This window comes from Streptosporangium sp. NPDC002524, assembly GCF_040295985.1.
Taxonomy (GTDB): domain Bacteria; phylum Actinomycetota; class Actinomycetes; order Streptosporangiales; family Streptosporangiaceae; genus Streptosporangium.
The window spans coordinates 31,659-54,652 of the sequence record NZ_JBEOWK010000001.1 but is presented as its reverse complement, the minus strand read 5'-3'; the positions used below and the strand labels follow the sequence as shown (position 1 = coordinate 54,652).

At 72.2% G+C, this 22,994-nt stretch carries 23 protein-coding genes; 9 read left to right on the top strand and 14 right to left on the bottom strand.

Translation table 11 applies throughout. The features are described 5' to 3' along the window. The first annotated feature begins 1 nt into the window (after position 1). The 3 genes from ABT053_RS00265 to ABT053_RS00255 are packed head-to-tail and all read left to right on the top strand — an operon-like array spanning position 2 to position 2,798. Positions 2-1,012: a zinc-dependent alcohol dehydrogenase gene (locus ABT053_RS00265; protein ID WP_350966597.1), complete on the top strand. Its 1,011-nt coding sequence runs from the start codon at positions 2-4 to the stop codon at positions 1,010-1,012. Further along, a complete protein-coding gene (locus ABT053_RS00260) occupies positions 994-2,205 on the top strand; it encodes a Gfo/Idh/MocA family protein (protein ID WP_350966596.1) in 1,212 nt (403 codons plus the stop codon). Before ABT053_RS00265 ends, ABT053_RS00260 begins: the two co-directional genes overlap by 19 nt. Then, complete coding sequence (locus ABT053_RS00255; protein ID WP_350966595.1) at positions 2,202-2,798, top strand: DUF1349 domain-containing protein; 597 nt, start codon at positions 2,202-2,204, stop codon at positions 2,796-2,798. The genes ABT053_RS00260 and ABT053_RS00255 overlap by 4 nt, the downstream gene beginning before the upstream one ends. Positions 2,799-2,989: 191 nt before the next feature. Here the strand turns inward: ABT053_RS00255 and ABT053_RS00250 are convergent, their stop codons facing one another. After that, the gene (locus tag ABT053_RS00250; RefSeq protein ID WP_350966594.1) at positions 2,990-3,559 is read right to left on the bottom strand and encodes a MarR family winged helix-turn-helix transcriptional regulator; all 570 of its coding nucleotides are present in this window, start codon (positions 3,557-3,559) and stop codon (positions 2,990-2,992) included. Positions 3,560-3,987: 428 nt separating this feature from the next. Here ABT053_RS00250 and ABT053_RS00245 point away from each other — a divergent pair, with 428 nt between their 5' ends. From ABT053_RS00245 to ABT053_RS00230, 4 genes are all read left to right on the top strand, one after another. Then, positions 3,988-5,157 (top strand): flavin-dependent oxidoreductase, encoded by a 1,170-nt coding sequence (locus ABT053_RS00245; protein WP_350966593.1) that lies wholly within the window; start codon positions 3,988-3,990, stop codon positions 5,155-5,157. After that, on the top strand, positions 5,154-5,603 hold the full coding sequence (locus tag ABT053_RS00240) for a DUF3237 domain-containing protein (protein ID WP_350966592.1): 450 nt from the start codon (positions 5,154-5,156) through the stop codon (positions 5,601-5,603). Before ABT053_RS00245 ends, ABT053_RS00240 begins: the two co-directional genes overlap by 4 nt. A 210-nt stretch (positions 5,604-5,813) precedes the next feature. Further along, positions 5,814-7,571 (top strand): CocE/NonD family hydrolase, encoded by a 1,758-nt coding sequence (locus ABT053_RS00235; RefSeq protein ID WP_350966591.1) that lies wholly within the window; start codon positions 5,814-5,816, stop codon positions 7,569-7,571. A gap of 151 nt (positions 7,572-7,722) precedes the next feature. After that, on the top strand, positions 7,723-8,514 hold the full coding sequence (locus ABT053_RS00230; protein WP_350966590.1) for an ArsR/SmtB family transcription factor: 792 nt from the start codon (positions 7,723-7,725) through the stop codon (positions 8,512-8,514). A gap of 167 nt (positions 8,515-8,681) precedes the next feature. Here the strand turns inward: ABT053_RS00230 and ABT053_RS00225 are convergent, their stop codons facing one another. The 4 genes from ABT053_RS00225 to ABT053_RS00210 all read right to left on the bottom strand — a co-directional run bounded on the left by ABT053_RS00225 (position 8,682) and on the right by ABT053_RS00210 (position 10,281). Continuing rightward, a complete protein-coding gene (locus tag ABT053_RS00225) occupies positions 8,682-8,990 on the bottom strand; it encodes a MiAMP1 family antimicrobial peptide (protein ID WP_350966588.1) in 309 nt (102 codons plus the stop codon). A 167-nt stretch (positions 8,991-9,157) separates the two neighbouring features. Continuing rightward, positions 9,158-9,487: a DUF3140 domain-containing protein gene (locus tag ABT053_RS00220; protein ID WP_350966587.1), complete on the bottom strand. Its 330-nt coding sequence runs from the start codon at positions 9,485-9,487 to the stop codon at positions 9,158-9,160. Continuing rightward, complete coding sequence (locus ABT053_RS00215; RefSeq protein ID WP_350966586.1) at positions 9,480-9,716, bottom strand: hypervirulence associated TUDOR domain-containing protein; 237 nt, start codon at positions 9,714-9,716, stop codon at positions 9,480-9,482. Before ABT053_RS00215 ends, ABT053_RS00220 begins: the two co-directional genes overlap by 8 nt. A 196-nt stretch (positions 9,717-9,912) precedes the next feature. Further along, positions 9,913-10,281 (bottom strand): VOC family protein, encoded by a 369-nt coding sequence (locus tag ABT053_RS00210; RefSeq protein WP_350966585.1) that lies wholly within the window; start codon positions 10,279-10,281, stop codon positions 9,913-9,915. Between the two features lie 63 nt (positions 10,282-10,344). On the opposite strand from ABT053_RS00210, the gene ABT053_RS00205 reads away from it, so the two are divergent. Both ABT053_RS00205 and ABT053_RS00200 read left to right on the top strand, forming a co-directional pair. Further along, positions 10,345-10,836, top strand: coding sequence for a MarR family winged helix-turn-helix transcriptional regulator (locus ABT053_RS00205; RefSeq protein ID WP_350966584.1), 492 nt, complete (start codon positions 10,345-10,347; stop codon positions 10,834-10,836). A 240-nt stretch (positions 10,837-11,076) separates the two neighbouring features. Continuing rightward, on the top strand, positions 11,077-12,720 hold the full coding sequence (locus ABT053_RS00200; protein ID WP_350966583.1) for a methionine--tRNA ligase: 1,644 nt from the start codon (positions 11,077-11,079) through the stop codon (positions 12,718-12,720). A gap of 34 nt (positions 12,721-12,754) precedes the next feature. On the opposite strand, the gene egtD is transcribed toward ABT053_RS00200, so the two are convergent. The 9 genes from egtD to ABT053_RS00155 all read right to left on the bottom strand — a co-directional run bounded on the left by egtD (position 12,755) and on the right by ABT053_RS00155 (position 22,949). After that, positions 12,755-13,735 (bottom strand): L-histidine N(alpha)-methyltransferase, encoded by a 981-nt coding sequence (gene egtD / locus ABT053_RS00195; RefSeq protein ID WP_350966582.1) that lies wholly within the window; start codon positions 13,733-13,735, stop codon positions 12,755-12,757. 102 nt (positions 13,736-13,837) lie between these two features. Continuing rightward, positions 13,838-14,554 carry an ergothioneine biosynthesis protein EgtC gene (gene egtC, locus ABT053_RS00190; RefSeq protein ID WP_350966581.1) on the bottom strand — a complete coding sequence of 239 codons (717 nt, stop codon included), beginning with the start codon at positions 14,552-14,554 and terminating at the stop codon, positions 13,838-13,840. Next, positions 14,555-15,994 carry an ergothioneine biosynthesis protein EgtB gene (egtB, locus tag ABT053_RS00185; RefSeq protein ID WP_350966580.1) on the bottom strand — a complete coding sequence of 480 codons (1,440 nt, stop codon included), beginning with the start codon at positions 15,992-15,994 and terminating at the stop codon, positions 14,555-14,557. Between the two features lie 154 nt (positions 15,995-16,148). Beyond that, the gene (egtA, locus tag ABT053_RS00180) at positions 16,149-17,402 is read right to left on the bottom strand and encodes an ergothioneine biosynthesis glutamate--cysteine ligase EgtA (RefSeq protein ID WP_350966579.1); all 1,254 of its coding nucleotides are present in this window, start codon (positions 17,400-17,402) and stop codon (positions 16,149-16,151) included. 169 nt (positions 17,403-17,571) lie between these two features. Then, a complete protein-coding gene (locus ABT053_RS00175; RefSeq protein ID WP_350966578.1) occupies positions 17,572-18,078 on the bottom strand; it encodes a zf-HC2 domain-containing protein in 507 nt (168 codons plus the stop codon). Positions 18,079-18,166: 88 nt separating this feature from the next. Beyond that, the gene (locus tag ABT053_RS00170; protein ID WP_350966577.1) at positions 18,167-18,817 is read right to left on the bottom strand and encodes an RNA polymerase sigma factor; all 651 of its coding nucleotides are present in this window, start codon (positions 18,815-18,817) and stop codon (positions 18,167-18,169) included. 222 nt (positions 18,818-19,039) lie between these two features. Further along, positions 19,040-20,947 (bottom strand): DUF2264 domain-containing protein, encoded by a 1,908-nt coding sequence (locus ABT053_RS00165; protein WP_350966576.1) that lies wholly within the window; start codon positions 20,945-20,947, stop codon positions 19,040-19,042. 221 nt (positions 20,948-21,168) lie between these two features. Continuing rightward, positions 21,169-22,017, bottom strand: a complete 849-nt coding sequence (locus tag ABT053_RS00160) for a carbohydrate ABC transporter permease (RefSeq protein ID WP_350966575.1) — start codon at positions 22,015-22,017, stop codon at positions 21,169-21,171. After that, a complete protein-coding gene (locus tag ABT053_RS00155) occupies positions 22,014-22,949 on the bottom strand; it encodes a carbohydrate ABC transporter permease (RefSeq protein ID WP_350966574.1) in 936 nt (311 codons plus the stop codon). Before ABT053_RS00155 ends, ABT053_RS00160 begins: the two co-directional genes overlap by 4 nt. Between the last annotated feature and the right edge of the window lie 45 nt (positions 22,950-22,994).

Genomic DNA, 22,994 nt, shown 5'->3' with positions numbered 1-22,994 from the left:
CGTGCGCCGGATCGAACTCGTCGGCAGACACCGCATCCGCCTGGACGGCGACGCGCCGGTCCCGTCCATCGGGCCGGGCGACGTGCTCGTCCGGGTGGGGGCCTGCACCGTCTGCAACCGCAGTGACCTGGCCTATTACCACTACCACGGCCTGCGCGACCACTGCGCGACCGGTTGCTTCGGCCACGAGGTCGCCGGAACCGTCGAGGCCGTGGGAGAGCGGGTGACCCGCGTCGCGCCGGGACAGCGGGTGTTCGTCCGCACCCCGCTCACCTCGGGTTTCGCCGAGTACGCGACGGCGAGGGAGGTCAGCGTGGGCGCCCTCCCCGACGACGTGCCCTTCGAGCAGGGCGCGATCCTGCAGCTGCTGCCCCTGGCCGTGCACGCGACCCGGGGGGTACGGCTGGGCGACCGGGTGGCCATCGTGGGGCAGGGGCCGGTCGGGCTGATGGCCCTGCAGGTGGCGCGGCTGCGCGGCGCGGCCGAGATCGCCGTCGCCGACCTGGACCCCTGGCGTCTGGAGCGCTCGGTGCTCCTCGGCGCGGACCGCACCTCGCTGGTGAAGTCACCGCAGGCCGTACCGGAGGAGCTGGGGACGGAGTTCGACGTCGCCATCGAGGCGGTCGGCACCCCGCACACCGCCAACGCCTGCGTCGACCTGGTCCGGCAGAACGGTCTCGTCGTCTTCCTCGGCACCCACCACGTCGACACCCACGTCACCTTCGACATGGTCAAGTGGGAGAAGAAGGGGCTGCGGGTGCACAGCTCCGCCGAGCCGACCGACACCGCGCGGGCCGAGGCGATGCGGGTGGCCGAACGGCTGGCCGCCACGTTCACCCGGCGCCTGCGCCTCGACATGATCCTCACCGCCACCTACCCGCTGGAGCGGCTCCAGGAGGCCCTCGACCGCCTGTCCGAGAGTCCCACCCTCCATCCGGCGGGAAGCGCCGCGCCGTTCCAGACTCCGCCCCCGGAAACCCTGAAGATAGCCGTATGCCCGAACCAGGATTGAGATGGGGGATCGCCGGATACGGCGACATCGTGCGCAGGAAGGCGCTGCCCGCCCTGCTGTCCCTCGGTGAGACCGTCGCCTGCGTGTGGGGCCGGGACGCCGCGCGAGCGCAGGCCACCTGCGAGGAGTTCGGGGTTTCCCGCGACGGGTCGTCCGGGGCGTCCGGGGCGTCCGGGGCGTCTGGGGCCTTCGGCACGTCCGACTACACCGCGCTGCTCGACGTGGCCGAGGTCGTCTACGTCGCCACACCGGTCGCGGCCCACCTGCCCCTCGCGATCGCGGCGGCACGCGCGGGCCTGCCGGTCCTTGTGGAGAAACCCCTCGGCGGAGCGGCCCCCGCTCGCGGGACGGTTCCCGAGCCGTCCATCCTCCACACGGAGGCGGCCCACCATCGTGGGACGATTCCCGAGCCCGCCGCCCACGCGGAGGCCACCTACCGCCGTGGGACGGTCCCTGAGCCGGCCGCCCACGCGGAGGTCACTTATCACCGTGGGACGGTTCCCGAACCGGACGACGCCCACGCGGGAGCCGTCCGCCACAGCGGGACGGTGCCCGAGCTGGCCACCGCGCACGCGGGTGTCGCCTACTACCGGCGGCTCGCGCCCGCGCTCGGGCGGGTACGCGAGATCCTGCGCGGGCGTGCCGTCCACCACGCGACCGTGGAGTTCCGGAGCCACTTCGACCCGGGGCCGGACGACCCCCGGCTCTGGCGTACCGACCCCGCGATCTCCGGCGGGGGAGTGCTCGCCGACATCGGCAGTCACCGCCTCGACCTGCTCTGCTGGCTGCTGGGGGAGCCCGTCGTGACGAGCGCGCGTACGGGCCTGCCCTTCGACCTGGGCGCGGAGCGTCTCGCCAGGATGGAGCTGGCCTGGCCGTTGGGAGCCACGGCCGGGCTGGAGGCGGCGTGGGCGCCCGGTGCCCGCCACGACCGGTTCCACCTGTCCTTCGAGGGCGGTCACCTGGAACTCGACCCCCTCGACTCGGGGACCGTGCGCGGGATCGTCGACGGGGTCGCCGTCGAGGAGTTCCTCCCGCCGCCGGAGAACCCGCACCTGCCCCTCATGGCCGACTTCGCCCGCAGCGTCCGGGAGGGGACCGATCCGGTCTGCCCCGTCCGTGACGCCGAGGTCGTCGACCGCCTCATCGCGGACGCCTACGCGTTCGCAACCCGTCTGGAGGAACTCCCGTGAGCGAAACCGTCTCCCTGCCCGCCTTCCCCGCGCCGCTGCGCTGGCTGAACCGGCCCGAGGACTGGAGCGCCGAGGGCGACGCGCTCTCCATCGTCGCGGGAGCGGGAACCGACCTCTTCTCCGACCCCGGGGAGCCGAACCGCTACGCCAACGCCCCCGCCCTCGTCGGCCGCCTGGACGGCGACTTCACGCTCAGCGCGCGGGTCAGGCTCGACCTGCTCTCCACCTACGACGCGGCCGTGCTGCTGCTGTACGCCGACGACGACCGGTGGGCCAAGTTCTGCCTCGAACTCTCCCCGCAGGGCAGGCCCACGATTGTCTCGGTGGTCACCCGAGGGGTGTCCGACGACTGCAACTCCGTGACCATGGACGGCACGGACATCCGGCTGCGGGTCTCCCGCATCGGCACCGCCTTCGCCTTCCACGTCGCGGACGGGTCCGGGTTCTGGAACCTCATCAGATACTTCGCGCTCGACGGGGACCCGGAGGTCGGCTTCCTCGCGCAGAGCCCCACCGGCGAGGGCTGCACCGTGCGCTTCGAGGACATCGTGTACTCGCCCAAGCGCCTGTCCGACCTGCGCGGCGGCGAGTAACCCGCTTTTCCTGTTTCCCGTTTCCCGCCGATCTGGGCGAGCGGCACGACGGGAACTCCCCGGAACGGGCAACCGGGCCCCGGAACGGCAGGTGGGCTGCGAAGTGCCGGTCGTGCCCCGGAGCGGCGGCCGGGCTGCGAAGTGCCGGTCGTGCCCCGGAGCGGCGGCCGGGCGATGGAACGGCGGCCAGGCTAGGGAGTGTCAGCCGGGCGAGCGGTGAGGATGCGGGCGAGCAGACCGCTGAGATCGGCCTGCTCGCGCGGGTCCAGGGGGGAGAACCACTCCTGCTCCCTGCGGGTCTGCTCGGCGAACGTCTCGCGGACGGCGGCCTCCCCCTTGCCGGACAGCGCGACCACCACCGCGCGCCTGTCGCCGGGCACCGGACGGCGCTCGACCAGGGCGTCGCGCTCCAGGGTGTTGACCACGTTCGTCACCGCCGAGCGGGACATGGCGGAGATCTCGGCGAGCCGGGCGGGCTGGGTCGGGCCGAGAATCCAGAGCTTGAACATCAGCCGGAAACCGGGCAGCGTCCAGCCGCGCGGGCGGTGGATCCGTGTCTCCAGGTCCGTCACCAGCAGGTAGGCCAGCTGCAGCAGGTTGTAGGCGAGCTCGAACCCCTCCGGGTCGGCGGGAGGCGGCATGCCCGCGAGGCGTTCCCGAGCGTACGCGGCATACCGAAGATCCGCCCTGCCCCCCGGCTCCACCCGCGACATCCCACCGTCCTCGCCCCGAGGTGTCCCGCTCTCCTCGGCATGCGACATCCGGCTGCTCCCCGGTTCCACCCGTGACACCCCACCGTCCTTGCCCCGTGGCGTCCCACCGTCCTCGGCCCGAGGCATCCTGCCCCCGTCCCTAAGTGTCCCGCTCTCCTCGGCATGCGAAATCTGGCTGCCGCCCTCTACCCGCGACCTCCCGCCGTCCTCGCCCCGCGACACCCTCTTGTCCTCGGCCGCGCTTGGCGCCGCGACTTCCCCCCGGACTCCGGCTCTTCCCCGGACTCCGGTTTCTCCTCGGCCTCCGACCCCTCCCGGGCCTTCGGCGCGACGGCCCGAACCCGGACCCGCGCCTGTGCCCGCGCCCGTTGTTTCCCCGCCCGACCGCTCCACTGGTGATTCCACCGCACAAGTCTTGCGCAGGAGCACCCACCTATGAATATTGTTATGGCCATAACAATCGACGGGAGGCGCCCGTGGACATCGTCATCGCCGGTGGCGGCATCGGCGGCCTCGCCGCCGCGCTCAGCCTGCACGCGGCGGGCTTCGAGAACCTCACCGTCCACGAGGCCGCGCGCGAGATCCGTCCCCTCGGCGTGGGCATCAACCTGCTGCCCCACGCCGTACGGGAACTGACGGAGCTCGGCCTCGCCGACCGGCTGGCGGCGATCGGTGTCGCCACCGCCGAACTCGGCTACTTCGACCGGCACGGCTCCGCGATCTGGTCCGAGCCCCGGGGCGTCGACGCGGGATACCTCTGGCCGCAGTACTCCGTCCACCGGGGACGGCTGCAGATGATGCTGCTGGACGCCGTGGTCGAGCGGCTCGGCCCGAGGTCGGTCGTCACCGGCAGCCGGATCACCGGCCCGGGAACGGAGGACCTGCTGATCGGGGCGGACGGCATCCACTCGGCGATCCGCGCGCGCCTGTTCCCCGGGGAGGGACCCCCTCCGTGGAACGGGCTGGTCCTGTGGCGCGGGACGACGTACGGCACGCCGTTCCTCACCGGACGGTCCATGATCATGATCGGTGACGGGACGCAGAAGTTCGTGGCCTACCCGATCGAGGTCGGCGAGCGGACACTGATCAACTGGATCGCCGAGAAGCCCTTCGAGGGCGAGGCCCCCGACCGGGGCGACTGGAACCGTCCGGCGGACCTGGCCGAGGTCGGGAGACACTTCGCGGACTGGCGGTTCGACTGGCTGGACGTGCCGCGGATCATCGCCGGAGCCGAGGCCGCCTACGAGTATCCGATGGTGGACCGCGACCCGCTGCCGTACTGGACCGAGGGAAACGTCACCCTGCTGGGCGACGCCGCCCACGCGATGTACCCGATCGGTTCCAACGGCGCCTCCCAGGCGATCATCGACGCCCGGGTGCTGGCCCACTCCCTCGCGCACGGAGACCTGGCGGCGTACGAGGCCACGCGGCGGCCCGCCACGACGACCCTGCAGCTGTCCAACCGGCGCATGGGCCCCGAGATCGTGATGAAGCTCGCCCACGAGCGCGCACCCGGCGGGTTCGACGACATCGAGCAGGTCATCCCCTACGCGGAGCGGGCCGAGATCGCCGCCTCCTACAAGCGCACGGCGGGGTTCGACCCGGCTTCGCTGAACGAGTCCCCGTCCTGGAGCGTCGTCCGATGAACCTCGAACACCTCGCCACGTTCACCGTGAGGCTGGATCCGATCCTCGAACTCGGCGGCACCCACTGGGGCCGGCGACGGGTGATCAACATCGTGGGCGGATCGTTCGAGGGCCGGCGGTTCTCCGGCGTCGTCCTGCCCGGCGGGGCCGACTGGCAGGTCGTGCACGCCGACGGCATGGCCAGCGTCGACACCCGCTACACCCTGCGCACCCACGACGGCGCGCACCTCTACCTCTCCACCTCCGGCGTGCGGCACGGCCCCGCCGAGGTCATGGCCCGCCTCGCCGAGGGGGAGCCGGTGGACCCGTCGGAGTACTACTTCCGGCTCTTCTGCCGTTTCGAGACCGGCGACGAACGCTACCTGTGGCTCAACCGCACCCTCGCCGTGGGAACGGGCGGCCGACTGCCCGACGCCGTCCGCTACGACGCCTACACCCTGACCTGACCCCTCCCGCACGACGCCCACACCCTGACCCGATCCATCCCGCACGACGCCCACACCCTGACCTCTCCCGTACGACGCTTACACCCTGGCCCGATCCATCCCGCACGACACCCACACACTGACCTGAGCTGACCTGACCGACCCATCCCGAATCGCGACACGGCCCCGGCGCGACCCCCGAGGCTCGACGGACACCCCAAGGAACTCGTGATGCTGAAGCTGAACCGCTCGCCGCTCTCCATCGTCGCCGAGCACGACACCCCGATGCCGGTGCGCGACGGCACGATCCTGCGCGGCGACGTCTACCGCCCCGCCTCGGAGGGGCCGTTCCCCGCCCTGCTCGTCCGCACGCCGTACGGCGCGGGCTCGTTCCTGATGGCGCCGAGGACGCCCGCGCTGGAGGCCGGCTTCGCGGTGGTGCTCCAGCACTGCCGGGGACGCGGAAGCAGTGACGGGGAGTTCCGGCCGTGGCTGGACGAGGGCGACGACGGCTACGACACCGTCGGGTGGATCACCTCCCAGCCGTGGTCGAACGGCGAGGTCGTGGCCTTCGGGATGTCCTACCTCGCCGGATGCGCGCTCCAGGCCGCCGCGAAGCGCCCGCCGGGACTCAAGGCCGTGGTCGCCTCGATGACCCCGCACGACTTCTACGACGGGCTGAACTATCACGGCGGGGCGTTCGCGCTCGGCTCGGCGCTGAACTGGGGCCTGCTGCAGGCGATGCTCGGGCTGATGCACGGGATGGAGGCGGGGGAGGACGTGGGCGCGGGCTTCGGCGCGCTCCTGCCCGTACTGGGCGACCAGACCGCCGCCGTGCGGACGCTGCCGCTGCGCGACATCCCCGCGGGGCCGTGGTGGAACGACTGGATCTCGCACCTGACCCGCGACGCCTACTGGGAGGGACTGGCCGAGACCCTGCGGCACGACCGGATCGAGGTGCCCGTGATGCACGTCGGGGGCTGGTTCGACCTGTTCCTCGCCGGGACCCTGGAGAACCACCGGCGGCTGGGCGGCCCGCTGGTCATCGGCCCCTGGTCGCACGGTTCCGGCGCGACGGGCACCGGCCGCCTGGACTTCGGGTTCTCCGCCTCGGCGCAGGCGGCCATGCTGCCGCAGCGGCAGATGGACTTCCTCCGCGGGGAGGACACCGGCCCGGCCGTGAAGATCTTCGTCATGGGCGACAACGTCTGGCGGGACGAGGAGGAATGGCCGCTGTCCCGCGCGGTCGACACCCGCTACCACCTGCACCCCGGCGGCCTGCTGTCCACCGAGCCCCCCTCGGACGCCGCCCCCCTCTCGGACGCCGTACCCCTCTCGGACGCCGAGCCTTCCTCGGATTCCGGCCCGCTCCCAGGCGCCACGCCTCCCTCGGGCGCCGAGCTCCTCCCGAATGCCACGCCTCCCTCGGGCGCCGAGCTCCTCCCGAATGCCACGCCTCCCTCGGGCGCCACGCCGTCCACCTTCACTTTCGACCCCCGCGATCCCGTACCCACCACCGGCGGCCCCCTCCTGCTCCCCGACGTGACGAACGTCGGCCCCCAGGACCAGCGCGACGTCGAGCTCCGCCCCGACGTGCTCTGCTTCACCACCGAGGCGCTCGCCTCCGACGTCGAGGTGACCGGCCCCCTCTCCGTCACCCTGCACGCCGAGACCTCGGCGGTCTCCACCGACTGGACGGCCAAGCTCGTCGACGTCCACCCCGACGGCCGGGCCATGAGCGTGACCGACGGCATCGTCCGGACCTCCGTCGCGTCCGGGGTGCACGAGATCGACCTCGTCGCCACCAGCCAGGTCTTCAAGACCGGTCACCGCATCCGCGTCGAGATCTCCAGCTCCAACTTCCCCCGCTTCGACCGCAACCCCGGCAACGGCCGTACCTCCGCCGACTCCACCGAGGCCGACCTGGTCCTCCAGCACCAGACCGTCTTCCCCGACTCCTACATCACCCTCCCGATCGTCCCCCGGTAACGGACCCCGGACCGGACGGCCGCCCGCGTACCCGTGCCCGCGGCCACCCGTCGTGGCTGCGCGCCTTGACAGGCAGCCATCTGGCTGCCTAAGTTAAAGGCAGCTGAAAGGCTGCATATCGGCGGACGGCGACCTGGGTACGGGGGCGGACATGGACGAGGTGTTCAAGGCGCTGGCCGATCCGAGCCGGCGCGCGCTGCTCGACTCGCTCAACGCCCGCAACGGGCAGACGCTGCGTGAGCTGTGCGCCGGACTCGACATGGCCAGGCAGTCCGTCAGCAAGCACCTCGCGGTGCTGGAGGAGGCCGGGCTCGTCGCCACCGTACGGCGGGGCCGGGAGAAGCTGCACTACCTCAACGCCGCGCCCGTGCACGAGATCGCCCACCGGTGGATCAGCCGCTACGACCGGGCCAGGGTCCAAGCCCTGGCGGACCTGAAATTCGCCCTGGAGGAGACCCCGATGGACGCGCCGACCTTCGTCTACACCACCTACATCCGCACCACCCCGCAGAAGCTCTGGCAGGCGCTGACCGAACCCGCCTTCACCCGCCGCTACTGGGCCACGGAGTTCACCACGGACTGGTCCGCCGGCTCGCCGATGACCTGGGACAACCACGGCGTGCTGATCAGCGACCCGGAGCAGGTCGTGCTGGAGGCCGAGCCCTACAGCCGGCTCTCCTACACCTGGCACGCCATCACCCCGGAGCTCGCCAAGCGCTTCGGCTGGGACGAGGAACTGCTCCCCCGGCTGTCCGCCGAGCCCCGATCGAAGGTCACCTTCACCCTTGAGGAGACCGCGCAGGTCGTGAAGCTCACCGTCGTGCACGACGGCTTCGAGCCCGGATCGAGCCTGGCCGAGATGGTGAGCCACGGCTGGCCGAACGTGGTGGCGAGCCTGAAGTCGCTGCTGGAGACCGGCGAACCGCTGCCGGACGATGAGTGACCTCCCCGATGACGCGTGACCTCCCCGATCCGGGCTCGGCGACGTCGCGAGGTGCCGCCGGGCCCGGCTCCGGGCGATGGAGGCCTGCCCCGCCGGGGCGGGCGCCTGACCGGAAGCCGCACGGGCTCCGGCTTCCGGTCACGCGTTCCGGTCACGCCTTCCGGGTGTCAGCACACGATGAAGATGCTCTTCCAGCCGACGGGCGTCCGCTGCTCCGCGTTGCGATTGGGTGCCAGCTCGAAGTGCGTCGTCCCCTGCGCGTCGGGCTGGTTGTACATCCGGCCGCTCTGGCCGTCGCCGTACCACTTGTACGAGCCGTGGAAGGGGATGTTGGACGGGCCGCACCGGTCGATGACCACCGACCGGCCGGTGAAGCCCGGCCCTTCGTAGGCCACGTACTGCGAGGCGTAGGCGGCGCTGCCCATGACCGCGACCAGGGCGGCGGAGATGACGGGGACGAGGGCGATTCGCTTCACGATGATCCTCTCGACGGTCTCTGCTCTCTACTGAGAGTAGTCAAGACACTACTCTGAGTGAGCAAAGCGTGCTGCGCATTGCCGGGACCGTTCGCGGAATCGCCGGGCCCGCCGGGTGCGGCGGTTTCCGGGAGAGGACCGGGGCGGCACACGCTCGACGGGGCGGCTCACCTGAGCGGGTCGTGTCCCCAGTTCATGAGGGAGTATCGCCACGGGGTCTCTTTGACGTCCCCGGACGGACGTTGCTTCAGGTGGCGGCGGACGTAGCCGGTCACCTTGCGCATGTGGGAGTAGTCGTCCTCGCCCAGGTCGCCTTTCCGCTTCCGCAGGATCTCGACGATCCGGCGGCCGGACCGGTGGCCTGTCGACTCCTCACCGTCCGACTTGTCCCCCACGCTCCTTGACTCCTCGGTCTCCAGCCAGCTTTCCAGCTCCGTGGCCGTCATGTTGACCGCCTGGCCGAAGTCCGCGGCGATCCGCTCGCCGTCCTCAGTCATGGCCGTCTTTCCTGTGCAGCGCCGACGGCTTGTGCACGGCGGTCTTGCCGCTCTTGTCGCTGCGTACGCGGTACTGCGGATCGTCGGCCGAGGCTTCCACGGTGCGCCCCGACTCCTCGGTCCGCTTCGTGATCTTCTTCTCGACCTTGCCCGAGGTCGACGAGCCGTGGCTCTCCCACGTGACGTCGTCGCCCACGTCAGGTTCGTCCCGCTTGTGCTTCTTGGTCATGGCCTCTCCGTACCCCGTACCCCTTCGAAGCTCGTCGCGCCGCACCCGAACTGGTGCTTCGCTGGATCGGATCACCCCCAACGATCGACAAGGGCACGGTGGGCGAGGGCCTGTCTTTGGGCGGCGGTTACCCGTCGATTGCCGCCGCGCCGGGGATTTCTCCGGCCGCTGCGGTCTTGAGGTCTCGAAGCGCCGATCAGGCGCGGTCGTGGAGGGTGACCTGGTAGCCGTCGGGATCGGCGAAGGTGAACGTCCGGCCGAAGGGGCCGTCGACCGGTGCGGAGACGATGGTGTGACCGTCGGCGGCGAGGGCGTCGTGAATGGCCTGGACGTCTGTGGCGTGGAGCCAGATCGCGGCACCGATGCCGGGCCGGGCGACGGACGCGAGATCGGTGCCGGGAACGACGTCGCGGAGTGCGAACGCGATCGGCCTCGTCTCGAAGACGACGGCGTGCGGGGGCCCGGCCTGCGAGCGGACGAGGCCCAGGTAGCGCTCGTAGAACGCCCGCGAGGCGTCGAGGTCGCGCGCTTGGAGCGAGATGAAGTCGGGTCCGGTGACGGGCATGGGGATGCTCCTTCCTTCTGTGTCAGTTTTCTGACACACGTCAATCTATGTCAGAATCCTGACATGAGTCAAAGCGAGGCCGGCGTCGACCTGGAGACGTCACTGGGCTACCTGCTGAAAGAGGCGTCGAGCGCCCTCCGCGCGGCCATGGAGGAGGTGCTGCGGCCGCTCGGGATGAGCGTGACGCACTACTCCTGCCTCGAACTGCTGGCGCAACGGCCGGGCTTGTCGAACTCCGAGCTCGCGCGGGGCGCGTTCGTGACACGGCAGTCGATGAACGTGCTGCTCCAGGCCCTGGAACGAGACGGCTACGTGACCAGGCCCGCGGAGGCACCCGTCGGGAAGGTCCTTCCCACGCGGCTCACGCCTCGCGGCCGGCGGAGCCTCGACAAGGCGACCGTGGCGGTCCGGTCCGTCGAGGTCAGAATGCTGGCCGGCATGACCGAGGCCGAGCGGTCGGACGCGTTCCGGATCCTGCGGAGCATGATCCATTCCCTGCGCGACGGCGACGGCGACGGCGGCGACGGCGCACAGCCCGTCCCCCGGCGCACGTAGGACACCTGTCCCGCCTGGATCAAGCCGACGGCCTCGTTCCGGCCACTCGCGATGTCGGTAAAACCGGCGGCTCGTGCCGGTCGGCCGGTGTTAGCCTGACCGCATGAACGCGTCCGCACGCCAGGTGATGATGCCCCGCTCACGGGGCCGCTGACGCCGCACGGACGATCGTTTCCGAGGCCCTGTCACGGGGCCTCGACGCGTTTCACCGGCCGGAGCCCCCTTCTCCAGGAGGTTCCGATGACCACGTCGCACACCTACGTCACCACCACCATCCCGTACGTCAACGCCCGCCCCCACCTGGGGTTCGCCCTGGAGCTCGTGCAGGCCGACGTGCTCGCCAGGTTCCGCCGGGCGCGAGGCGACCGGGTGCGGTTCCAGACCGGCACCGACGACAACTCGCTGAAGAACGTGCTGGCCGCCGAGGCCGCGGGCGTTCCCGTCCAGGAGTTCGTCGACCGCAACGCCGAGGCGTTCGTCGCGCTGCGCGAGCCGCTGGCGCTCGCGGTCGACGACGTCATCCGCACCAGCCGCGACCCCCGCCACCGGGCCGGGGTGGAGCGGCTCTGGCGGGCCTGCGCCGACGCCGGTGACCTCTACCGCAGGCACTACGAAGGGCTGTACTGCGTCGGCTGCGAGCAGTTCTACACCCCGGCCGAGCTCACCGGCGGACGCTGCCCGGAACACGGCGTCGCACCCCAGCGGGTCGCCGAGGAGAACTGGTTCTTCCGCCTCTCGCGCTACGCCGACCGGCTGCACGACCTCGTCGCCGGTGGGCGCCTCAGGATCGAGCCCGCCGAACGCCGCAACGAGGTCCTCGGCTTCATCGCCGGCGGTCTGGAGGACCTCTCGGTCTCGCGGTCGACCGCCCGCGCCCGGGGGTGGGGGATCCCCGTTCCCGGCGACCCCGGCCAGGTCGTCTACGTGTGGTGGGACGCGCTCGGCAACTACGTCACGGCCCTGGACTACGGCACCGGCGGTGAGGACTACGGCCGCTGGTGGACCGGCGCCGGCCGCCGGGTCCACCTGGTCGGCAAGGGGGTGGTGCGCTTCCACGCCGTCTACTGGCCGGCGATGCTGCTGTCGGCCGGGCAGCCGCCGCCCACGGACATCGTGGTGCACGACTACCTCACCGCCGGTGGCCGCAAGATCAGCAAGTCCGGTGGGGTCACGGCCGACCCGGTCGCCCTGGCCGGGGAGTACGGCACCGACGCCGTCCGCTGGTGGCTGCTGCGCGAGGTGCCGCGTGTCGGGGACGCCGACTTCACGGTCGACCGGCTCGTCGCCCGCGCCAACGACGAGCTCGCCAACGGGCTGGGCAACCTCGTCAACCGGGTCGTTGCGATGGTCCACCGTTACCGCGACGGGTACGTTCCCGGGGACGGGGGCGGGGACGTACCTGGGGACGGGTGTTTTCCCGGGTCCGGGTCCGGGGCCAGGGGCGGGGACGGGGACGGAAGCGAGGCGGGGAGCAGGTCCGGGGGCGGTGCGTGGGAGGGGGATGAGGAGGGGGAGGGGCTTCGGGCGGCCTGTCGCCAGGCGCCCGGTCTCGTCCGTTCGGCCCTGGACGACTTCGAGTTCCGCCGGGCCACCGCGCCGGTCTGGGCCATCGTCGACGAGGCCAACCGCTACGTCGACCGCGTCCGGCCCTGGGAACTGGCGCGGGCCGAACGCGACGGCGACCCCGGCGCCACGGCCCGGCTCGACGCCGTCCTCGCCGGGCTCGTCCGGGCGTGCCGGACGCTGGGCGACCAGCTGGCACCCTTCCTGCCCGGCACGGCCGCCCGGATCGCCGCGCAGTGCGCGGCCGGGGAGGGCGGGCTTCCCGAGCCGCGCCCGGTCTTCCGGCGGATCACCGCCCCGGAACCGGGACCCGTGCCCTGATCCTCACCGCTTCTCACGGGTCAGGAGTCACGGGTCACGGGTGGGCGAGGGCGAGGACGAAGTCGCCGGTCGGGTCGGCGTACTGGCGGATCATCCCGAAACCGGCCGCGACGAGTTCTCGCCGCAGTCCCTCCGGGCGGAACTTGGCGCTGATCTCGGTCCGCGTCTCCTCCCCGGCCGCGAAGTCGACCCGCAGGCCGAGGTCGCCGATCCGCACGCGCATGGCGCGGCTCGCGCGCAGCCGCATCTCGATCCACTCGTTCCGCGCGTCGTACAGGGCGACGTGCTCGAAGGCGTCCGGTTCGAAGTCGGCGTCCAGCTCCCTGTTGATGACGTGCAGGACGTTCCGGTTGAAGGCGGCGGTCACCCCGCTCACGTCGTCGTACGCCGCGACCAGCCGGCCGGTGTCCTTGATCAGGTCCGCGCCGAGCAGGAAGGTGTCGCCGGGGCGGAGCGTGGCGCGCAGCTCCTTCAGGAACACCTCGCGTGCCGCCGGGGTCAGGTTGCCGACGGTCCCGCCGAGGAAGGCCACCATCCGCCGTCCCGTACGGGGGAGCAGGCCCAGGTGCGCCTCGAAGTCGGCGCAGATCGCGTTCACGGTCAGGCCCCGGTAGCGGGAGGCGAGCCGGTGCGCGGCCTCGCCCAGGGTGGCCGCGTCGACGTCCACCGGCGTGTAGGCGCGCAGCGTCCCCGTCGCGGAGAGGGCGTCCAGCAGCAGGACGGTCTTCTCGCTCGTCCCGGAGCCGAGCTCGACCAGGGTGTCCGCGCCGCTGCGCACGGCGATGTCGAGGGCCTCCCTGCGCAGGATGGCGAGCTCGCGGCGGGTGGGATAGTACTCGGGCAGCCGGGTGATGCGGGAGAACAGCTCGCTGCCCGCCTCGTCGTAGAACCATTTGGGCGGCAGCCACTTCGGCGTCGACGTCAGCCCGGCGCGGACGTCGTGTTCGAGTGCCTGGCGAAGATGGTCGCGGCCGAGATGGTTGACGAGGCGGATGGCTGACTGACTGACGGACACGGGGCCTCCTGGGTGTGTGGGCCACGGTCCCGCTCGCCGGTCCGTGGCCGGGTGCTGTGCTTTCCTGCGGTCCCGGCTTTCCCGGGGTCTCGCTCCGCCCGCTCACAGGGGCTGGACGCGCACCCCGTCGGGTGAGGCGAGGACCAGGGTGTGGTCCGGTACGGCCTGCCAGCCGGGCCGGTCGTCCAGCGGCTCGCTCGCCACGAGCACGCCGCCGTGCGGGTGGCCGTCGAGACGGACGAAGAGCGTGTCGCCCCAGGCGGTCGCGGCGATCGACGTACCGTCGCAGGCGAGCAGGTTCAGGCGGGCGCGGGGGTCCTTCAGCCCGGCGCGGGTGACGATCTCCGCGAGGGCCTCGCCGAGCGGATCGCCCGCCCGCCGCCGGAGGAACACCGCTGCGGCGAGCCACGCGGAGTCGCAGGAGCTCTCCGCGTCGTCGGCGAGCTCCCTGACCGCCTCCCGCGCGACGCGGCCGTTGTGGCTGAGCAGCCACGGCCCGTCGGTGAAGGGCGCGGTCGCGGTCTCCTCGACCGGCATCCCGGCGCTGGCCGACCGTACGGCGGCCAGCATGCAGCCGGAGCGGGCGGTCCGCGCGAGGCCCGCCAGGTTGGCGTCCGTCCAGGCGGGGATCGCCCGGCGGTAGCGGACCGGCTCCGCGCTCGCGGCGTCGTACCAGCCCATGCCGAAGCCGTCGGCGTTGATCGTGCCGTGGCGCTGCAGGCGCGGGGTGTGGGACTGCCGGAGCAGGCCGTGGACCGGCTCGTGGATCAGTGAGGCGAGGGCGCGGGGAGCACCCAGCCAGGACGCGTGGCGGCACATCTACTCTCGCCCCGGCGAGCGTCCTGGGGATCGTCCCGGGGAACGTCTCGGTGAGTTCTCCGCCGGGTGTCCCGAATGCCCTGTCGAGCGTCCCGGGGAGTGGCCCTGAGAGTACTCGGAGGAGTGTTCGGGGGACCGCTCGGGGGAGGCCGAGCGGGCGCACCGGAAGCCGGAGAAGATCTGCCTGCGGGCCGGGCGGTCCCAGTTCCTGAACGTGGTGCGGACCACCGCCGGGTCGGACGCCCAGGACCCGCCGCGCAGCACCCGGTAGTTCGCGCCGAAGAACACCTCGCTGTACTCGCGGTAGGGGAAGCTGCGGAAGCCGGGGTGGGGCAGGAACCACGAACCGGTCCACTCCCACACGTCCCCGATCATCTGCTCGGCGCCGCAGGGGCTCGCTCCCGAGGGGAAGGCGCCGAGCGGCGCGGGCCGTGCCGCCCGGTGCCCGAGGTTCGCCATGCCGGGCCCGGGGACGTCGTCGCCCCACGGATACGTGCGCGACCGCCCAGCATCGGCGTCCCAGCCGCAGGCCTTCTCCCACTCGGCCTCGGTGGGCAGCCGCCTCCCCGCCCACCGGGCGTAGGCGTCGGCCTCGTACCAGCACACGTGCTGCACGGGCTCGTCCATGGGGACGGGCTCGGTCCTGCCGAAGCGGGTACGCCACCAGGTGTCGCCGTCCCTGGTCCAGAACAGCGGGGCGAAGGCGCGGGTCCGCCGCAGCCAGCGCAGGCCGTCCGGGGCCCACCAGCGGGGGTCGTCGTAGCCGCCGTCCTCGATGAAGTCCGCGTACGCGCGGTTGCCGACGGGCAGCCTGTCGATCCAGTAGCCGGGCAGGTCGAGCCGGTGGGCGGGGCGCTCGTTGTCGTAGGCCCACGGCTGGGTGTCGGTGCCCATCATGAAGGGGCCCGCCGGGACGAACACCTCGTCGGCGCCCCGTGTCCGCCAGGACCCGCCGGGCGGCAGCTCGCCGTCGCGGACCAGGCCAGGCCGCCCCGACAGCTGCAGGGTGGCGAGCATCGTCTCGTCGTGCTGGTGCTCGTGCTGGATCACCAGGCCGAAGACGAAGCCGTACCGCCGCAGGGGGTCGGGGTCGTGCAGGTCGACCGTGTCCAGGACGTCCAGCACCCGGCCGCGCACGCCCTCGATGTAGTGGCGCGCCTCCACCGGCCCCAGGATGGGCAGGGACGGGCGGTCCGCGCGCGGGTGCTTGAACGCGTCGTACAGGTCGTCGATCTCCGGGCGGAGCGGGGTGATCCCGCCGACCTCCCGCAGCACCCACAGTTCCTCGTAGTTGCCCACGTGGGCGAGATCCCACACCAGCGGCGACATCAGCGGCGAGTGCTGCGTGACCAGCAGGTCGTCCTCGGCGTCGGTGTAGGCGGTGGAGCGGTTCCGCGCGGCGGTCAGCTCGGCGGCGATCCGTTCCTTGAAGTCGCTCATCAGATACCTCCAGCGTGGAGACCCGGGTTTTCCGGCCCGATCCCGTGCCCGGCCCGATCCCGTGCCCGGCCCGATCCCGTGCCCGGCCCGATCCCGTGCCCGGCCCGATCCCGTGCCCGGCCCGATCCCGTGCCCGGCCGGTTCCGGGAAGGACTCAGATCCGTCCTTCCTCGGCCAGCCAGTCCGGCAGGCGCCCTCCCGGTCCTCTCGCCAGGTCCAGCAGGTCCGCGGCCGGGGCGCGGCCGGGTGTCACGTGGCGGTCGGCGAACGCGGCGACCTCGCAGACCAGGGACGGGGCCGCCCCCAGCCGGGGCAGCGCCGAGAGGGCGGCACGGAAACAGGCGCCTGCGGCCCTGCGCAGCAGGGGGTCCGACAGGCCGTGGCGTGCCGCCGCCGACCACATCTCCGCGCACGGTCCCGCCGCGGCCAGCGCCGCGTCGGCCGCGCGGTCGTCCGTCACCAGGGCGTGGGTCACCGCCGCGCACACCGGCCAGCTCGCCGGGTGCTGGGCGTCGAGGTAGCGGATCTCCAGCCAGCCGCGCGGCCGTACGGGCGGGAAGAGCGTCGTGGCGTGGTAGTTCAGGTCCGCCAGGGTCGGCGGGTGCCCGGACGAGGCCAGCCGGTCGCGGAAGGTCGAGCCGTCGAGGACCGGGCGGTACGGCTCCGCGCCGTTCCCGTTCCCGGTGTTCCCGGTGGTGTCGCGCACGGCCATGAGACGGGCGTCGAGCAGGTACTCGGCCCAGGCGGCGCCGGGGTCGGCGCTCGCCGGGACGGCGGCCGTCCGGGTGGGGTCGAGCCGCTCCCACACCGCCTGGCGCCCCGACATCCACCCGCACGGCCGGCCCTCGCTGAGCGGCGAGTTCGCGAAGGCCGCCACGAGGACGGGCCCCAGCAGGTGGGCGCGTTCCCACCGCACCGCGGGCCGCTCGCCCAGGTCCAGATTGACCTGGATCGACGCCGTCGAGCACATCATCAGCGAGCCGTACGGCGTGCCGAGGAACCGCGCCATCACCTCGTATCTGGGCAGCCGCAGCTGCCGCCTGGCCGGGCGCAGCGGGTCGAGGCCCACCCCGCCCAGCGCCAGGCCGGCGTCCCGCAGCGCCCGGCGCACGGCGTTCACGTCGGCGGTGAGGAGGGCGATCGCGTCCGGCAGCGAGCCGGGCGGCCCGGAGAGCTCCAGCTGGCCTCCCGGTTCGAAGGTCACCAGGCTGCCACCGGGCAGCGGGGGCAGGGCGTCGGCGATCCTGGCCATCGGGACCTGCCGGGCGGGGGCCGTACGGTCGAAGACCAGGAACTCCAGCTCGATCCCCACCCGGTCGCCGGGAGAGCCGAGGAAGCAGCGTCGCGCGAAGGTCTCCACATCCGAGGCGTTCCGGATGAGTGTGTCCTCGGTCGCCAGGCCGGTCATCCCCATCCCCTTTCGGCCGATATATCCAGATGTGTACGGATTTATAGAGTCGCGAGGCGTCCAGGCGTTACGCTCTGGCGTTACCGGGAGTCCGGAGGGACGGGCCGCCCCGGTGAGAGGCGGTTCGGCCGGAGCGGGACGGTTTTCCGGGAGGTGGCGTCTCCGCCGGTCAGTGGGGCCGTCTGGCGCGGAAGGCGGCCAGCAGCCGGTCGCGCGTGGCCTCCGGCAGGCTTCCCGGCCGCGACGGGCCGGAGGCGACGTCGGGAGCCTCGGAGTCCTCGGGGGTCTCGGAGGTTTCGGAGGTCACGCCGGGAGCGCCGGGAGCGCCGTCGGCGTCGGTGCTGCCGGTGGCGTCGGCGGTGTCGGCGGGGTCGGCGGTGTCGTGGCCCGGGTCGTCGGCCCCGTCGGCCTTGTCGGCCTCGGTGGCCTCGGTGGCCTTGGTGGCCTTGGTGGCCTTGGTGGCCTTGGTGGTGTCGGTGGCCTCGGTGGCGGGCCGGAGGCAGCCGAGGGCCTCGACGGTGACGCGGAACTGGCCGAGGTAGCGCTCGCAGCCCTCGCAGCCGCCCAGGTGCTCCTCGAACCGATGCCGGGTGGGCCCGTCCAGCTCGCCCTCCAGGAAGGCGGTGACGAGTTCCACCGCCTCCTCGCAGCTGAACCGCTTCACAACCGTGACCACCTCACCATCCCGGCAACCTGACCCTGTAACCGAATCCGTGACCGAACCTGTGACCGAACCCGTGGCCTGACCTGGCGCGCCGCCCGCGCTAAGCCGGACGCCTCGCCGTCTCGAAGTAATCCTCAAGCCGCCCGCGCACGGTCGTCCGGGCGCGGTGCAGCAGGACGCGCTGGTTGGCGGCGGAGATCTCCAGGATCTCGCAGACCTCCTCGGAGGTGCACCCCTCGACGTCGCGGAGCGTGATCACGGTGCGCTGCCTGAGCGGCAGTTCGGCCAGGGCGGCGGCGATCCGGTCGCGTACCTCGGCGGCGAGCACCTCGCTCTCCGGGGTCGGCCAGGCGGCCGGAAAATCCTTCCAGTGTCCCGGGAAGGGATCGCCCGTCCCCTGGAAACACGAGCGGTCGACGGTCTGCCTCTCCTGCTCGAAGGCGCTGCTCCAGGGGACCGTGCGGTTCTCGCGCACTCCTCGCCTCCTGGCGGTGTTGACCAGGATCCGGTAGACCCAGGTCTTCACCGACGAGCGGCCCTCGAAGGACTCGATGCCCCGGATCACCGCCAGCCAGGTGTCCTGCACGACCTCCTCCGCCGAGTCGTTGGTGGACACGTGCGCGCGGGCCAGCCACAGCATCCCTCGCGACCAGGTGTCCAGCAGTGCCGTGAACATCGCCTCATCCCCGGCGCGCAGGGCCGCGACGACGACATCGTCCGAGGGCAACGTGCCGTCTGTGAAGGACCTCACGGTCGCCTCCTCCCGCTGGGCATCCGGAGACCCGACCGGCCCGCGCGGTCGGCGCGCGGCGCTCGCGGGTCGTCGTGACGACGCGGCGCCCCGCTCGGCCTTCCGGTCGTCGTGGCGCTCTCTCGATCAAGAGCGCCGCCGGGGGAAATAGGTGACTCTGGGAGGAAATTCCCATTCTGACCTAGTTCGACACCTTTTCGTACGCGGACCGGGTGGCGCCGGTCAGCCGGGCCGGAAGGGGTGTCCGCCGGGGAGGAGCGCCAGGACGCCCTCCAGGCCGGGCGGTTCCGGCCAGTCCACGGCCACCCCGGCGCCGGAGCCGTCCAGCCTTGATCCGGAAAGCCCGGAACCGGACGGACCGGAGCCGGGCACGCCAGAGCCGGGCACGCTAGAACCGGACAGGCCAGGGCCGGACAGCCCGGAGCCGGAAGGGCTGGAACCGGACAGGCCGAGGACCGCGCAGGCCAGCCAGTGCTCGCCCGGCTCGTGCTCGCCGCGCAGCGTGGGGATGACCGTACGCGGGACGACGACGTTCGTCCCCGGCAGGGGACGGACCAGCTCACCGGCCCGCGTCGCGCCGAGGTCCTCGATCACGCACAGCCCGGCGGGGGAGTCGAGGCGGGCGTGTCCCGGCCCCTCGGCGACGCGGTGCGCGACGGGATCGCGGTCGACCGCGAACGCCCCCTCGGCCGACAGCAGCCCCCGCCCCGACCGTACGCGGTGTACCCGCACGTGCCACGGGGAGCGGGGGAGCAGCCAGGTGTCGACCTCCACGTCCGGCCACGGCGCCCACCGGGCGTGGAGCAGGCCGTCGCGCGCGGAGAAGTCCCCGGGCGTCTCGCAGGGCCGCCAGTGCGTCCCGTCGTCGCTCAGGGCCAGGGTGCCGTCGAAGGCGCCCTGCTCCAGCCCCCACGAACCGGCGGGCACGCTGAACCCGAAGGACGTCGAGTAGGCGAACTTTGCGTACTTCGCCGGGCCGTGCCGCACCCACGTGTTGTGCTGCGCCGCGCTCAGCATGACGACCTGACGGCCCTCCTCGCACCGCATCAGCGCGACACCGGCCTCGGGCTGCACGCTGGTCTCGGGGAGCTCCCGCGCGGGCTCCTCGCCCGCCGCCCAGAAGGGATGGTCGTCGGCGAGCGCGAGCGGCAGGAACGCCTTCATCGCCCAGTACGGGGAGCCGGGGGCGTTGTACTGCTCGGCGAGGGCGGGCTGGGCGTAGCCGTACCCCAGGGTCAGCAGGCCCGAGGCGTCGCGGAGCGGCCGCCGCAGCCACCAGCGCAGGTGCCGCATCAGGTGGCCCCGCACCTCCCCCCAGGGCAGGGCCTCGACCCCCGCGAAGCCCAGGGCGCCCCAGAAGGCCCCCTGCGCGAAGCGGTAGGTCAGGCTCCGGCCGAAGGGCACGGCGGCCCCGTCCGAGGTGAACCAGTGCTGGAAGTCGAGCGCGAACTCCGCCGCCCGCCCGCGCAGGCGCTCCGTCCGGCCGGGGTCGCGGTCGCCGGAGAGGGCGGCGTAGACCAGGCCGTAGAAGTGCATCGCGAAGGGGACGTAGTAGTCGCGCTGCGCGGTGGGGCCGTCGCTGTACCAGCCGCCGCCCAGGGCGAAGGACTCCAGGCGCTCCAGCCGGGCCCGGTTGGGCCCGGGGTCGAAGCGCACCCCGACCCGGTCCAGCCCGAGCCCCACCAGCACGGGGAAGAACCGCCAGTTGTTGTCGGCGGTCTCCCGGGTCATCGCGTGGAGCAGCCAGGCCGCGAGATTGTCCCGCTCCGCGCCGCTCAGCGGGTCCCACACGGCCTCGGGGGCGAGGGCGAGGGCCAGACCGATCGCGGCGGTCTCCACCAGCCGCTGGTCGACGTCGGTCGCCGCCCCCCAGTACTCCCCGTGCCCGGGGTCGGTCCCGGCGGCGAGACCGCGCCGCCACAGCTCCCAGTGCCCGAAGGACCCCCCTCCGGCCGCGAGCGGGGCGAGCCCCCACAGCGGGCGGGCGAACGCCTCCAGCTCGGCGGCCTCGTCGCCGTAGAGGGCCGCGTTCGCCCCGAGCCGCAGGCGCGCCCGCCCGGGGCTGAAGCGGGGGACCAGCGGCTCGACCAGCTCGGCCACGAGCCGGCGCATGTCCTCACGGCCACGCATCGTCCCGCCCGTACCTGGCGGATCCTCACGGCCGTGCATCGCCCTGCCCGTATCCAGCGGAGCCTCACGGCCGCGCGTCGCACCGCCCGCACCCGGCGGGTCCTCGCGGCCGAGCGCCGCCCAGCTCCTGCCCGGCGAACCCTCACGGCCGCGCGTCGTCCGGCTCGCGGCCGGTGGGTCCTCGCGGTCGTACGGCGCCCCGCCCGTGCCCGGCGGAGAGGTCAACTCTTGAGCCCGGTGAACGCGATCCCCTGCATGATGCGGCGCTGGAAGATCAGCAGCACCACGATGACCGGGACGACCGCGAGGGTCGCGCCCGCCATGATGTAGTACGACCGCCCGGACTCGCTGCTGGCCAGCTGCTGCAGGGCCAGCGGTAGCGTGTAGAGCTCGGGGTCGTTGAGCACCACCAGCGGCCAGACCAGGTCGTTCCAGTGGAAGATGAAACTGGTGATCGTCACGACCGCCAGCACCGGCTTCGACAGCGGGATGATGATGCGCCAGAAGATCTGCATCCGCCCCGCGCCGTCGATGCGCGCCGCCTCCTCCAGCTCGGAGGGCAGCGACATGAAGAACTGTCGCAGCAGGAAGATGTCGAGCACCGAGGCCACGTTGGGCAGGATCAGCCCCCACCCGGAGTCGAACATGCCGAGCGCCTGGGTGACGTGGATGCGCGGCACCAGCAGTGTGATCGTGGGGACCATCATGCCCGCGAGCAGGACGACGAACAGCTTGTCCCGGCCGGGGAAGGGGATCCTGGCGAAGGCGTAGGCGGCCAGCGCGTCCACGAGGAGCTTGGCCGGGACCAGGATCAGGCAGACCCAGACGCTGTTGACGAACGCCTGGCCCAGCCCGCTGACCTGCAGGACGTGGTCGTAGTTCTCCAGCGTGGGGGAGAACTCGCCGGTCTTGCGGTCGAGCGGCAGCAGGCTGGGCACCTTGGTGTAGACGTCCGAGCCGTGCTTGAACGAGGTCGCCAGCATCCACAGGAACGGGACGACCGACACCAGGGCCAGCAGCACCAGCGCGATGTAGATGGGCGCGAGCCGTACTTTCCTCGCGGCCTTCACGACGCCTCCTGCTTGACGAACTTGAACTGCAGCGCAGTAATGATCATGATGAAGACGAACAGGATGAACGACATCGCGCAGGCCGCGCCCATCGCGTCGTAACGGAACGCGAACAGGTACAGGTGCAGGACGTAGGTCAGGCCCGCCTGCTCGGGGCCGCCGGTGACGCTCCTGCCGCCGCCGCCCGAGAAGATCACGTACACCAGGCCGAAGACCTGGAGCGCCGCGATCACGCCGGTGACCAGCAGGTAGAAGGTGGTGGGCCGCAGCATCGGCACGACGATCTTCCAGAACCGCTGCACGGGCCCCGCGCCGTCGATGATCGCGGCCTCGCGGATCGAGTCGGGGATGCCCTTCAGCCCGGCGAGATAGATGATCATCGAGATGCCGCACTGCCAGGCGGCGATGAACGACAGCGCCGGGATGACCAGGTCCGGGGTGTTGAGCCAGTTCTGCGGCGGGATGCCGAAGATTCCGATCAGGGTGTTGACCAGGCCGTACTGCGGGTCGTAGAGCCACCGCCAGATGGCGCCCACGGCCGCCTCGGCGGTCACGACCGGCAGGAAGAGCAGCAGCCGGAACAGGTTGGAACCCCGGCGGATCGCGTTGATCAGCAGCGCCTGGACGAGCGCGGTGCCCAGCGTGAGCGGCACCGCGATCAGCGTGTACTGCAGGGTGACCTGGACCGACTTCCAGAAGTGCGGATACTTCACGTCGTCGAACAGCAGGTCGGTGTAGTTGGCCAGGCCCACCCAGTTCGGCGCCGTCCGCAGGTTCCAGTCGGTGAAGCTGTAGTAGAGGGCCGCCAGGGCGGGGTAGAGCAGGAAGATGACGAAGTAGATCACCGCGGGGGCGATCAGCAGCCACCCGATGACGTGGTCGCGTCGCCCGAACCCCGGGCGACGGCGCCGCCGCCCGGGAGGAGGCGTCACGGCGGGCTTGTTAGCCAGCACCGGAGATGCCACGTTTGCCTCGCT